The organism is Pseudomonas sp. UBA3149, assembly GCF_002364655.1.
GTDB classification, from domain to species: domain Bacteria; phylum Pseudomonadota; class Gammaproteobacteria; order Pseudomonadales; family Pseudomonadaceae; genus Chryseomonas; species Chryseomonas luteola.
Window position 1 is genome coordinate 197,197 of the sequence record NZ_DEYV01000026.1, and the last position, 13,686, is coordinate 210,882.

The 13,686-nt window shown below is 55.4% G+C and carries 7 protein-coding genes; 2 read left to right on the forward strand and 5 right to left on the reverse strand.

Features of this window, described 5'->3' with window-relative positions; genetic code table 11:
• The first annotated feature begins 30 nt into the window (after positions 1–30).
• Positions 31–936, forward strand: a complete 906-nt coding sequence (locus tag B3729_RS15490) for a LysR family transcriptional regulator (RefSeq protein ID WP_010797042.1) — start codon at positions 31–33, stop codon at positions 934–936.
• On the opposite strand, the gene selO is transcribed toward B3729_RS15490, so the two are convergent.
• From selO to B3729_RS15505, 3 genes are all read right to left on the reverse strand, one after another.
• Positions 920–2,380, reverse strand: coding sequence for a protein adenylyltransferase SelO (gene selO, locus B3729_RS15495; protein WP_286788310.1), 1,461 nt, complete (start codon positions 2,378–2,380; stop codon positions 920–922). The two genes, B3729_RS15490 and selO, sit on opposite strands and share 17 nt — an antisense overlap.
• A gap of 54 nt (positions 2,381–2,434) precedes the next feature.
• Positions 2,435–5,758 (reverse strand): mechanosensitive channel MscK, encoded by a 3,324-nt coding sequence (gene mscK / locus B3729_RS15500; protein WP_286788311.1) that lies wholly within the window; start codon positions 5,756–5,758, stop codon positions 2,435–2,437.
• Positions 5,759–5,851: 93 nt separating this feature from the next.
• The gene (locus B3729_RS15505) at positions 5,852–7,588 is read right to left on the reverse strand and encodes a potassium/proton antiporter (protein WP_286788312.1); all 1,737 of its coding nucleotides are present in this window, start codon (positions 7,586–7,588) and stop codon (positions 5,852–5,854) included.
• A 154-nt stretch (positions 7,589–7,742) separates the two neighbouring features.
• Here B3729_RS15505 and B3729_RS15510 point away from each other — a divergent pair, with 154 nt between their 5' ends.
• A complete protein-coding gene (locus B3729_RS15510) occupies positions 7,743–8,588 on the forward strand; it encodes a 23S rRNA (adenine(2030)-N(6))-methyltransferase RlmJ (protein WP_286788313.1) in 846 nt (281 codons plus the stop codon).
• 56 nt (positions 8,589–8,644) lie between these two features.
• On the opposite strand, the gene B3729_RS15515 is transcribed toward B3729_RS15510, so the two are convergent.
• Both B3729_RS15515 and aceF read right to left on the reverse strand, forming a co-directional pair.
• Positions 8,645–11,332 (reverse strand): putative bifunctional diguanylate cyclase/phosphodiesterase, encoded by a 2,688-nt coding sequence (locus tag B3729_RS15515; protein ID WP_286788314.1) that lies wholly within the window; start codon positions 11,330–11,332, stop codon positions 8,645–8,647.
• A gap of 349 nt (positions 11,333–11,681) precedes the next feature.
• Entirely contained in the window at positions 11,682–13,676 is a 1,995-nt protein-coding gene (gene aceF, locus B3729_RS15520; RefSeq protein ID WP_286788315.1) for a dihydrolipoyllysine-residue acetyltransferase, read from the reverse strand.
• Positions 13,677–13,686 lie beyond the last annotated feature (10 nt).

Consider the following 13,686-nt stretch of genomic DNA (forward strand, 5'->3'; position numbering starts at 1 on the left):
TGATATGTATTAAATATCAATCGAGGCGCTATGGAATTAAGACATTTACGGTACTTTGTAGCCGTCGCAGATGAATTGCATTTTGGTCGAGCGGCTGAACTCCTGGGTATTTCACAGCCACCACTGAGTCAGCAGATACAAGCTTTGGAAGAGGAGCTGGGGGCACGCCTGTTTGAGCGCACGAATCGTCGTGTTGCATTGACTGAGGCTGGCCGGCTCTTTCTGGATGAGGCTCGGCAGGTGTTGGCGCAGGTAGATAAGGCCACCGATATTGCACGGCGAGCGCAACGCGGAGAGTTAGGTGAGTTGCAAGTGGGTTTTACGGTTTCCGCGCCCTTTATAGCTACCGTTCCACGCTCTATTTTCAATTTTCGCCAGCGCTTTCCGGCGGTACATCTGGCTTTGCAGGAAATGAGCAGCCGAGAGCAGACCGAGGCGCTGATGGATCGCAAGCTCCAGGTAGGACTGATCCGGCCTATTACCATGTCGGATGCGCTGGTCTCGATAGAGCTGTTTCGGGAGCCCCTCGTCGCTGTGATGCGGGCGGACCATCCCTTGGCCCTACAAACCCACGAAAGCATTGCTATCAAACAGTTGGCCGAGGAACCCTTTGTTTACTTTCCTCGTACCTACGGTACAGGTCTATATGATCAATTGATCAGCTTGTCTCAACAAGCTGGATTCAGCCCGCGAATCGTTCAGGAAGCTCGAGAAACTACGATCATTATTGGACTGGTGGCGGCCGGATTAGGTGTTTCGGTTTTGCCAGCAACCTACCGGCGAATGCATATCGAAGGTGTTGTCTACAGAACCCTGGTGGACGAGGGCGCCACCTCCGCATTGTGGCTTATTCATCGTCGTGACGAGCGCTCATCACTTGCACGTGCGTTCATTGAGTTGTTGACGCAAGGCGCCGGTATTATGAAGAGCAGCTGATTTCCAGGTGTTTGCCCCAATCCGGTGGGCGTTGAGCGAATCGGTCGTTGCCCGGTTGCTCTTCAAAGGGCCGGGTCAGAACCTTATGAAGCTGGCGAACTTCTTCATAATTACCCGCCTCAGCCTGCTCGATCGCCTGTTGGGCCAGATAGTTACGCAGTACATAGAGTGGATTGACTGCGTGCATGCGCTCCTGGCGTGCCGGTTGATCGCCGCCTTCCTGCTCGGTGCGGTTCAGGTATTGGCGACTCCACTCATCAAATCCAGGCAAATCAACAAAGTCGTTTCGAAGAGCCGCAATCGCCTGCTCCGGAACCTCATCGCCCAGACGTCGGAAGAAGAGTGAGTAGTCAACGGCACTGCCTTGCATCAGGCTGAGCAGCCGCTCGATCAGCTCCTTATCCGCCGCTTGCTCTGTCATAAGGCCGAGTCGACGTCGCATCAATGCCTGGTAATGCGCCTCATAAAGCGGCAAAAATAATTCGAGTATTCCTTTCAGCGTTTCGACAGGCACCCTCGGCGTCAACGCCTGCGCCAGTGCCGCCAGGTTCCAGTGCGCAATGGGGACCTGATTGCTGTAGGAGTATCGGCCACTGTAGTCAGAGTGGTTACAGATAAAATGCGCGTCAAAGTCATCCAGGAAGGCATAAGGGCCGAAATCGAATGTAATGCCGAGAATAGACATGTTGTCTGTGTTCATCACACCGTGGCAAAAGCCGTAAGCCTGCCAGTAGGCGATCAGCTCGGCGTTGCGCTCGACGACTTCACGGAAAAAAGCCGCATAAGGATCAGGTTGCTCCAGGCACTGTGGGTAGTGCGCCTCAAGCACATGCTGGCCAAGCTTTTCCAACAAATCATTGCGCTGCGTATAGTAGAAGTATTCGAAATGCCCGAAGCGTATATGGCTTTGGGCAAGCCGTAGCAGCATGGCGCCGGTTTCGACTCGTTCGCGTATGACCTCTGTAGTGGAGCCGGTCACACACAACGCGCGGCTTGAAGGGATACCCAGTGCATAAAGTGCTTCTGAGGCCAGAAACTCTCGAATGGACGAGCGTAAGACTGCACGTCCGTCTCCCATTCTTGAGTAGGGTGTCATGCCGGCACCCTTGAGGTGAAGATCCCAGTGCTCTCCCTTGTCGTTTATGACCTCGCCAAGCAAAAGGCCTCGGCCATCACCCAGGCGAGGATTGTAGGAGCCGAACTGATGGCCTGAATAAACCATGGCGCGTGAGTCGGCTGTATCCCAGAGCTTGTGCCCGGAAAAGATTTCCGTGAATTCCGGTCGTTGCGCCTCGGCAACATCCAGATCCAGCAGTGCCATGGCGGCCTCCGAGACGACCACCAACTTTGGATTTTCAATAGGCTTGGGTTGGATGGCCGTCGAAAAATCATCGCCCAGACGGGCAAAGCGGTTATCGAACTCAAGCGCTTCAAGGGTTTTCACGGCACTCTCCGGACTGCAAATGTATTTATCTAGACAGCGTAAAACGTGCCCTGATCATTCCTTCTGTCCAGAGTAGGTCGGAGAAGGCACTTCATCCTTGCTCAAGGTGCGCTCAGATCCTTCCCTATTCTTTACAGACACTTCCAGCTGGCGAAAGGCGATCTCTATATTGTTCTCCCTGAACAGTCGCTCGATGCTGCGGTTGATTTCATCAGTAGCAAAGCCGCGATCGCCCAGCTCCCGCACGTGAACGCGTAACTCATGATTCAGTGTGTTCTCACCAAACGCCTGTAGCAGGACCATTGGTTCTGGATCATGCAAAACCCTGGGATTGTCGTAGGCGGCCTTATAGAGCAGCTCGCGTACTTTTTCCAGATCGGAGCCGTTGGCCACATTAACCAGCAGCGTGATACGCGTCATGGTGTCTGTCAGCGTCCAGTTGATGAGCTGACTCGTCACGAACGTCTTGTTAGGCACAATGACGGATTTGTTGTCAGCATCAGTGATATGGGTCGCCCGGATCTGAATGCGTTTGACTGTGCCTGTAACATTACCGATGGTAATCAGGTCGCCGATTCGAACAGGGCGTTCGAACAGGATGATCAGGCCGGAAATGAAGTTACCGAATATCTCCTGAAGGCCAAAACCCAAACCAACCGAGAGGGCCGCTGCCAGCCACTGGAGTTTGTCCCAGCTAACGCCCAGCGTGGAGAGCGAACTGATAACACCCACGCTGATGATGACATAGGACAATAGCGTCGTGGTTGCATACGCGGTCCCTTGAGCCAGGCTCAGGCGGGAAAGCACCACAACCTCAAGCAGGCCGGGCAGGTTGCGTGCCAGTGCAAAGGTGAGGCCTGCAAAGATGACCGCTTTGATAACGTCTCGCAGGGTAATCGGCATCATGGTTGCCGACTCACCCGTACCGCTGCTGTACTGGTAAAGCGTGACGTTATCCAGGTATGAGAAGACTGCCACCACGTCCACCCAGACCCAATACAGCACTCCCAGGAAGCCCAACCATAGGGCAAGGCGGATTAGACGTAAGGACTGCTGATTGACCTGCTCCATATCCAGTGCAGGCTCTTCTATGGCTTCACCGGTTTCACCTGCCTCCTGCATGCTCTGTCGCTTGGCCAGGGCGCGATGATAGGCGAGGCGCCTTGCAGCCACGCTTAAGCCCCGCGAGAAGGCGGCTTCGAGAATGACCCAGCAGAGCAGCAGATACAGCGTATCGATAAGCCGGTCGGTCAGTTTCAGTGAGGTGTAGTAGTAGCCTAGGCAAACAGCCAGGAACAGTCCGGCCGGAATGGCGGTAATGATCAGTCCAAACATCAGCCGGAAGAAGGGCAGACGTTCTCGAGCCGCCGTGTTAAGCAAGGAGCGACCCAGCATCCAGGACATGCTGGCATAGCAGATCAGAACAATAAGGATACCCAGTACGTCTTCAGACAGGCTTGTCAGCTGACGTTGGGCAATGGCTGCTACGGCCATTAATGCCAAGGCCAAAAGGCCTAGACGCCTGACCAGGCGGCGCATGGAATCTACTTGCGCGCGTGACCAGCGGAAATGGGTCTCTGCAACACCTCCACCTTCCAGTAGGCGGTAAACGGTATAGAACACCAGCCAGCCGGCGGCCATCTCCATAAGCGCTGCGCCAATGGATGCGTTCACGCCCCGCTTGTCGCCCTCAAGGGCAACGCCGATCAAACCTAGCGACAGGCTGACAGGAAGAGTCAGCAGCACGGTCAGAATGATCGCAAGCGGCGTGTGTAGCTGGCTGTCACGTTGGAAGTGCCCAATGTCCTTGTTCAAGGCATTGAGTTTTTCGTAAAGATACCGACGCTTCCACAGCAGCGTTGCAATAGCAAGAATGAGAGGCAGAAACAGCCAGGGGCGTTCGGCCAGACCGGCTGACAATTCGCCTGCACTGGCGCGCCAGGGCACATTTGCAATCTGTTCGACCAGCGATTTGGGCGCATCCTTGAGCCAGCCCCAATCCAGCGGGCGATTGCTGGGAATCCAGAACATCTGCTCATCAAGCGTTGAGCGGAGACTTTCGCTGGTCGCTAACAGTTGCTGCTGGTTTAGCTGAAGCGTGATTGACTCGCTTAACAACGCACTTAGTTCGGTACTTAGGCGATCTTGCAGGTCCGCTCGAGTTCTGATCAGCTCCAGTAGCTTCTTGCGAAGCTCAGGTGTCGTCTGCTCGGGTGGCATCTGAGCCATGACCTTGTCCAGGTAATCCCAAGGGTTGGCGATTTGCGTGCGCTGCTGGTTCAAGTCGAACTGGTATAGACGTATATCGGCAATCTCGTCCGTCAGTCCCTTGGTTGCTTCGACCGTTGGCAGGGAGGCCCGCTGTTGATAGAGCAGCTTGGAAAGCAGCAGGCTGCCTTTCAGGACATTGATCTGCTGCTGCATGGTCTCGCCGGTCTGCTTGAGCTGATCAAGTCGCTGCTTGATTTCAAGATTGTTTCGAGTGAGTTCATTCAGGCGATCCGTCGCACGCAAGAGGTAGTCGGAAAGCTTGAGGTTAAGATTTGTTTCGCTGGTCAGGACATCGTTACTACCTGCTGTCTTCTGCGATTCACGAGACAGGGCGGCAAAGGTTTCCTCTGACTGCTGGCGACGTTTGCTGCTGATGAGGGCTTGCAGATCGAGACTTTCTTTCTCGATCAGTTTGACACGCTCCGTGTAGAGTTCACGTTGAATGGTGCCAAGATCTTGCAGCGTGCTGTTGCCCGAAAGTTCCTGCTTGCGCAGTTGAATCAGTGCGTTGCGTTCCGCCTGTTCGGCTAATAGCTGATTGCGACGTTCAGGCGTAATGGGCTTACCGCTTTCCTTGCCACTCTTGAGAATGTCGGCAATGGTCTGTACCCGCATTTGCGCATTGCTGATTTCGACCTGGGCACGCTCGGGTCGTGTTTGCGATGTGATGACCAGTGTATTGGCATCATTCAGGGCGTTCTGCCAGTCGTTGAGCTGTGAGTTGCGCTGGCTTTGAAGATTCTCCAGCTCCTGGGTACTGGCGTTGGCATAGCGTTGGGTAACCGGGGGCTTTTCCTGCTCGCTCTGGAGCTTGGCTAGGTCCTTTTGGGCATCCTTGATCAGCTGCGGTGCTTGTGTGATCTTGCGTTTTACATCCGCTAGGTCCTGCTCATGCTGATCCCTCTGGTCCAGTAGCTGCAGCGTATTTTTCAGAATATCCTGAACGGTCTGCTGATCGGAGGCAGAAAGCTTCCGGTCCGCCAACGTGTCCAGACTATGCTGAATCTGCTTGGCATCAGGCAGGTTGGATTCTTGTGAATAAGCGAGCGGAAAGTTGAGACAAAAGCCCAACAACACGATCTTGAGCAGAATACGCAAGGCGAGCATGATCACATCTTGGCAGCAGGAAAGGCGAGGAGGTTAAATCCCCGCCTTTGCTGACGCAACTGCTCTTGTCGGTCGAGCCGACTACCGCACGAATCAGAGGAAAAGAGCAGGTCCTGAACGGCCTTCTGGGAACTTGACCCCAATTTTTCTCACACGATTGCCTTCAAGCGAAGCGACTGTCCAGGTCAGGCCGCTCCATTCGATCTGGTCACCAATGACCGGCTCACCGCCAATGCGCTGGGTAATAAAGCTTCCCAACGTCTGCTCCCCATCCAGCTCGCCAAGGTTAAGACCATACAGCGAGGCCACTGCCTTAAGCTCCGCATTGGCTTCCAATACGAAGTCACCGAAGAAGCGCTGGCCTCGCTCTGGGGCCTGACTGAACAACTTGCCCAGGGCCGAGAGATCATACTCATGGCCAATGACACACAGGATGTCGCCTGCTTCCAGCTTTGTACTGCCGGAAGGGTGTAGGAGCTGTTCCCCGCGGAAGAGCGCCGCGATACGAGTATTGGGCGGCATTTTCAACTCGCGAAGCGCTGCGCCAATACACCATTTCTCCTTGCCCAGGCGGTAGACGAAAAGCTCCCACTCACTGGTGGGATGCACCTGCAGGCCGGAGCGCGAGAAAGGGACAGGCTCTGGCGGTACGGTGACGCGCAGCCACTTTGCCGCGAGCGGCAGGCTTGAACCTTGTAACAGCAGTGAAACCAGAACGATAAAGAAGGCTACGTTAAAGAACAGCTGAGCCTGGGGCAGGCCTGCCATCATGGGGAAAACAGCCAGGATGATCGGTACCGCTCCGCGTAGCCCTACCCATGAGATGAAGAGTTTTTCGCGACTATGGAAAGCTTTAAAGGGAAGCAGGCCCACAAAGACTGACAGGGGGCGCGCGATCACGATCATCCAAAGGGCGAGGCCCAGAGCGGGCAGGGCAATGGGGAGCAGATTGTGCGGCTCTACCAAGAGCCCCAGCACTAGGAACATGCCGATCTGTGCCAACCAAGCCATGCCGTCCAGCATATGTAGCATGCCGTGGCGGCTCCGAATTGGTCGGTTGCCCATAACCAGACCCGCCAAATACACCGCCAGGATGCCACTGCCATGTGCTGCGTTGGTAATGGCAAAAATGAACAAGCCTCCACTGACTGCCAGTAGCGGATAGAGCCCATCGGCCAGCTGCATACGGTTGATAAGTTGAAGCAGCAACCAGCCACCCCCCAGGCCAAGCAGGCTGCCAATGGCGAATTCACGTACGAAGTTCCAGACGAGCCCCCAGCTGAAGCCTGTCTGGCCGCTGGCCAGAAGCTCGATCAGCGTGACAGTAAGAAAGACCGCCATAGGGTCATTGCTGCCTGACTCGATTTCAAGGGTTGCGGTAACACGCTCGTTGAGCCCGCGTCCGCCCAGTAGTGAAAACACCGCGGCAGCATCGGTTGAGCCGACAATAGCGCCGATCAGCAGCCCTTGCAGCAGGCTCAGGTCAAGAAGCCACGCCGCCATGGCGCCCGTTAACCCGGCGGTAATCATTACGCCCACGGTTGCCAGGGACAATGCTGGCCAGAGCGCCACTCGGAAACTGGATACGCGTGTACGCATACCGCCGTCCAGCAGAATGATCGCCAGGGCAAGATTGCCTACGAGGTAGGCGAGGGGGTAGTTGTTGAAATTGATATGACCAGGGCCGTCTACGCCTGCCAGCATCCCGACTGCAAGAAAAATCACAAGAATGGGAATGCCCAGGCGCGAGGAAAGCGAGCTGACCAGAATGGAGAGACCGACCAGGAGCGCGCCAATCAAAAATAGGCTATTGATTGTGACGGCATCCAAATCGAAACTCCTGCATAGTGGGTAGGCGCGATGCGCTGGATTCTTGATTTAACCTGTTGATTCGGCAAGCTGTCAAAATTAATGCCAGATTCTTTTGAGCCATGCGACGAACAGGAGACTTCCAGTACACTGCGCGCCTTCACAGGAGCGAATCATGAATTACCGACACGCCTTCCATGCCGGAAACCATGCCGATGTGCTGAAGCACTTTGTACTGTCTCGCGTATTGATGTTACTGGGGCGCAAGGAAACATCCTACGCTTATCTGGACACACATTCGGGCATAGGGCTTTACGATCTGCTGGGAGATCAGGCTAGCCGTACCGGTGAATGGCAAGATGGAATAGGCCGACTCTGGGAGGCGAAAGACCTCCCTGATCCGCTTGTCGCTTACAAGGAGGCTGTCGCTGCTCTTAATAGTGATGGGGCGTTGCGCTTCTACCCAGGGTCACCCGAAATCGCTCGGCGCTTTTCCCGGTCTCAGGATCGTTTGCACTTGAATGAACTGCATCCTGAAGATGCTCTGCTGCTCAAGGAAAACATGGGGCAAGAAAGACGGATCGCTGTTCATCATCGGGACGGCTGGCTGTTACCCAAAGCACTGCTGCCCGTGCAGGAGAAACGCGCTGTGCTCTTGATCGATCCGCCTTTTGAAAAAGTGGACGAGTTTGAGCGGTGTTCAATGGCATTAAAGGAAAGCATTGCCCGTATGCGGCAGATCGTGACCGCTATCTGGTATCCCATCAAGGATCAGCGTCAGCTCAAGCGGTTTTATCAAGGTCTGCAAAAGAGTAATGCACCCAAACTTCTGCGTGCCGAACTCTGGGTACATCCCGCCGACAATCCGGTGGGACTCAATGGCTCTGGTATGGTGATTTCCAACCCCCCGTGGGGTCTGGAAGACGAACTCAGAAGCGTTTTGCCCTGGCTTGCCAAACAACTGGGACAAAGCCAGCCTGGCTGGAAGCTGGACTGGCTGATCGAGGAAAAAAGCACCTGATGTAGCCGGGGTTGGCTACCTTCCTCGATTCCAAGGCCTTACAACAGGCGGCGCGACTAGATCTTGTTGAGGTTTAGATAGCGACGAAGACTATCAAGCAGCTCGTTACCAGGAATGGGACGATCAAACAGATAACCCTGGCCTACGTCGCAATGATGGCGACGTAGAAAGCTCAGCTGTTGTGTCGTTTCGATACCTTCAGCCACAACCTTGAGTCGTAGGTTATGAGCCATGGCCACTACGGCCGAAGTAATCTCCATATCATCCTGATTGGCTGGAATGTCCTTGATAAAGCTTCGGTCGATCTTGATGACATCGATCGGGAATTTCTTAAGGTAGCTGAGTGAAGAATAGCCTGTGCCGAAATCGTCCATGGCCAGACTGAGCCCGATTTGCTTCATCTCCTCTAGCTGCTGGCGTGTCTCATCGGTTGCATCCAAGAGTAGGCTTTCGGTCAGTTCAAGCTCAAGGCGATGAGGAGGGAGGCGCTCTTCAATCAGAATGCTTCTGATTGAGCTGACAAGCTCCTGATCAGTGAACTGCTTGGGAGAAAGGTTGATCGCCATCTGCAAATGGCCCAGGCCAGCGGCATCCAGCGCCTTGATTTGCCTGCAGGCTTCCCGAATGACCCACTTGCCAATCGGGATGATCAGGCCGGTCTCTTCCGCCACGCTGATGAATTGATCGGGTCGTATCATGCCCCGTTCGGGATGATTCCAGCGCAACAGCGCCTCAAGTCCCAATAGCTGAGCGCTTTTGAGGCAGATCTTGGGTTGATAATGAACCTCTAGTTCGTTGAGCTCGAGGGCACGGCGAAGGTTATTTTGCATGAAAAGCTTGTGACTGGCTTCGGTCACCAGCGATTGTGTATAGACCTGTACCCTATTTCCGCCGCTGGCCTTGGCCTTGTGCAACGCCAGGCCGGCATGCTTCATGAGCGTCTGCGAGTCCTTGCCGTGATCAGGGGTGACGGTCAAACCAATCGAGCAACTGACCAGCGTTGGCTGGCTTTCAACATAGATGGGCTTTTCGAGCATGCTTAGCAGTGCGCTCGCGACATCCAACCCTTCCTGGGCATCCATCTGCTCAAGCAGCACGGCGAACTCATTGCTGGCGATCCGCGCGATCAGCGTACTTTGCCCCAGTGAGCTTTGCAGGCGCCTGGCCAGGCTGACCAGCAGGTTATCGCCGGCTTCATGGCCCAGGCTGTCATTGATGCGCTTGAAATGATCGATATCGATCAGCATCAGGCAGTTATGGATCTCTTCCCGTCCTGCCAGGCGCTTTTCCAGGCGATCGATGAAATAGTGACGGTTGGCCAGCCCTGTCAGGCTGTCACGATAGGCCAGCTTTTCCATGTTTTGCTGGGTCAGCTTTGCCTGCGTGATGTCCTCGAAGATGCCAATGTAGTGGGTCAGTTCACCGTTATCTGAGTAGACTTTAGAAAGCGAAAGATGACCCCAGTAGGAGATCTGGTCCTTGCGCTGGCAGCGAAGCTCGCCTTGCCAGCTGTTCTGTTTTTCCAGGGCCGCATAGGCGTCGGGTAGAAGTTCCGACCAGTTGGTCAATGCCGGTAGCTCACTGATGGGCTGACCGCAGACTTCTTCGGCAGTGTACTGGGTAATGGTTGTAAAGCTGGGGTTGATGTATTCGATCTCCCCTTTGCGATTGACTAGCAGAAAAGCATTGGCGCTCTGCTCAACCGCCCGTTGGAACAGATGCAGGGCATGGGTGGCACTGCGGCGCTCCTGGCTATCAAGCACTTTGGCGTACTGATCGGCCAGTTCGCAGGCAAACGCAATTTCATCGTTCTGCCAGATTCTGGGCTGGCCGGTTTGCTCAAGGCGAAGGATGCCTAATACCCGGCCATCTACACGTATGCAGATATCCAGAAGCGAGCAAATGTCATGGGCGAGCAGATACGGCTTGGTCCATTCGCGTGTACGAGGATCATGTTGAGCATCCTGCGCATCGATTGATCGGGCCTTATGAAGCGCCTCCACATACGCCGGAAAATCATCCAATGACCAAGAGGAAACAGACGACGTATTAGGAGATTCGCCATGAGTGTAGACAGGGCGTAAATGGTTTTCGCCCACCTGCCACACACTGGCTCGTTTCACGCTACAGGTTTCACTGGCTGCACGAGTGATCAGTTGGGCCGCTTCCTGAAGCGGGTCGCTGGAGCTGTAGGCGTGTTGTGTCAATTCAAGCAAAAGATTGCGGTGTGCTCTTATCCGATCAACACGAGCTTGTTCCTGTACGCAGGACTGCTCAAGAAGATCCAGCGAGGCTTTAAGATCCCTGTTTTGCGCCATCAGCGTGGTAGTCAGTCGCTCGGCCTCTGAAGCCAGCTCTACAGGAATCAGGTAGCCGTGCAGGATTTCACGACCATGGCGGGAGATTGCCTCGCCAATTTCAACCATTGACGTCGCGCCTGCCGGTGCGTGCAGGGTATAGCGAATGACGTAATGGCGGCGCTTGAGCAATTGCTGCTGTATGGCATCGTGCAGGTGATAGCGTGCCGCAGGCTCCATGAGGCTGGCGTAAGGCGACTCGAGAAGCGAGCAAAGCTCATAGGCAGGCAGCCCCAGACTTTTTTCACATGCCTGGTCTAGATCCAGCAGCGCCCAGCTGGGCTCATTGAGCCGCTCGAAGCGCAACATCCCCAGCTGTGCGGGCACAGGCGGCTGCGTAGCAACCTCGGCCACTGAGAGACTGGCAGCATCAGGATGAATCTTCATGCGGCGGTTCGCTTCCAACGGCCCTTGATAAGGGGCGCGTACTTATGGGTTATGCCAAGTCGACTTAACGAAAGGGCGTACAGTAAGCCAATCCGGTTTTATTTGCAGTGACTGTCTTCTGGATTCCGCCAGAACGAGGCACCCATAAGTCCTTTCAGGGAGCAAGGGTGCATCAAGCCAACCACACTGACAAGCGTCTCGATAAAACAAACAGCAGCTTTCTACTAAGAAGCTTTATCGATCCAGCAAGTCAAATTCTTTAAAAAAAACCCTGCCGGGGTGGCAGGGTTTCAGATGACCGAGCATTTCATCGGCCAGACGGTTGCCGGCAGAGGCCGGCATCGTCTCTTTACAGCAGCAGGCCGCGAATCTCAGCCAGCAGATCGCCCAGGCGCTTGGTGAAGCGGGCCGCAGCAGCGCCATTGATCACGCGGTGATCATAGGAGAGCGAAAGCGGCAGCATCAGGCGCGGCTGGAAGGCCTTGCCGTCCCATACCGGCTGCATGGTGGCCTTGGATACGCCCAGGATCGCCACTTCCGGTGCATTGACGATCGGCGTGAATCCGGTGCCGCCAATATGACCGAGGCTGGAGATCGTGAAGCAGGCACCCTGCATGTCGTCGCCGGAAAGCTTCTTGTTACGTGCTTTCTCGGCCAGTTGAGCGGCTTCGGCAGCCAGCTGGAGAAGACTCTTCTGATCGACGTTGCGAATGACAGGTACCAGCAGCCCATCCGGCGTGTCCACGGCAAAGCCAATGTGCACGTATTTCTTGCGGATAATGGCCTTGCCACTCGGTGCGAGCGAGGCATTGAAGTCCGGCAGCTCTTTGAGCACATGGGCGCAGGCCTTGAGCAGGAACGGCAGGATGGTCAGCTTGACGCCCGCTTTTTCTGCCACAGCCTTCTGACCCACACGGAAGGCTTCAAGATCAGTGACATCAGACTGATCGAACTGCGTTACGTGAGGCACGTTCAGCCAGCTGCGATGCAGATTGGCAGCACCTACCTGCATCAGGCGTGTCATTGGAACTTCTTCGATTTCGCCAAACTTGCTGAAGTCCACGGTCGGGACCGGAGGAATTCCGGCGCCACCGGTAGCTGCCGCTGCGGCCGGAGCAGATTTGCTCTTTTGCAGCTGATCCTTTACGTACGACTGGACGTCTTCCTTGAGAATACGTCCTTTCGGACCAGTTGGCGTCACTTCGCTCAGCTCGACGCCAAACTCGCGTGCCAGCATCCGTACAGCCGGGCCAGCATGCACTTTCTTGCCAGGCTGGCCGGTGGGCGTGGGCGCTTGCGGTGCCTTGGCCGGCGCTGGGCTTGGGCTCGCCTGCTTTTGTGCCGGAGCTGCATTTTGCTGAGCCGGTGCAGGCTTCTCAGCCTTTTTCTTCGGTGCTGCGCCTTGAACCTTCAAGGTCAGGATCAGATCGCCAGTTTTGGCCTGATCACCTACCTTGATGGAAACGCTTTCCACCACGCCCGCCTTGGGCGCCGGGATTTCCATGCTGGCCTTGTCCGACTCCAGGGTAATCAGCGACTGGTCCGCTTCTACCGAGTCACCCGCTTTGACCATCACTTCGATCACATTGGCGCTACCGGTCGAGCCGATGTCAGGCACCTTGATCTCTTCGGTGCTCTCGCCGGCAGGCTCTTCGTCGGCCGTCTCGTGCAACTCAGGCTCGGCTGCCTGCACGGCAGGCTTGTCACTGGTGGATTGAGCCGGTGCAGAGGAAGCGTTGCCGCCTCCCTTGAGCACCAGAATCAGGTCACCTGTACCTACTTCATCACCTACCTTGACGGCGATACTTTCAATTACGCCGGCGGCAGGGGAAGGGATCTCCATGCTGGCCTTGTCGGATTCCAGCGTAATCAAGGTTTGTTCGGCTTCGATCCGGTCGCCAACCTTGACTGGAAGTTCGATGATGTTGGCTTTGCCACTGGTGCCGATATCCGGCACATGGATTTCCTGGGCGGCGCCGGTACCTGCCTGATCGTCTTCCTTGGCGGACGCGGATGGATCCTCGTCACCTGGAGGCGTTGGCATTTCGACTTCATCGTCAGCAGCGCCTGCAGCAACAGCCATGGGCTCGGCTGCATCGGTTTCACCCGATGCGCCATCTTCCATGTCCAGCAGCAGGTCGCCGGTTTTCAGCGTATCGCCCAGCTTGACGTGCAGCGCAGCGATCTTGCCGGCCTTGGGCGCGGGAATCTCCATGCTGGCCTTGTCGGACTCAAGCACGACGAGGCTTTGCTCAGCCTCGACGGTGTCGCCCACCTTGACCAGAATTTCGATGATCTCGCCTTCGCCACTGCCGATATCAGGTACGCGAATGGTTTCACTCACAATAATTTCT

Excerpts from the sequence above, each read along its gene's own strand:
- B3729_RS15490 (WP_010797042.1), top strand. The coding sequence starts at position 31 with ATGGAATTAAGACATTTACGGTACTTTGTAGCCGTCGCAGATGAATTG.
- mscK (WP_286788311.1), bottom strand. The coding sequence starts at position 5,758 with ATGCTCGCCTTGCGTATTCTGCTCAAGATCGTGTTGTTGGGCTTTTGT.
- B3729_RS15510 (WP_286788313.1), top strand. The coding sequence starts at position 7,743 with ATGAATTACCGACACGCCTTCCATGCCGGAAACCATGCCGATGTGCTG.
- B3729_RS15515 (WP_286788314.1), bottom strand. The coding sequence starts at position 11,332 with ATGAAGATTCATCCTGATGCTGCCAGTCTCTCAGTGGCCGAGGTTGCT.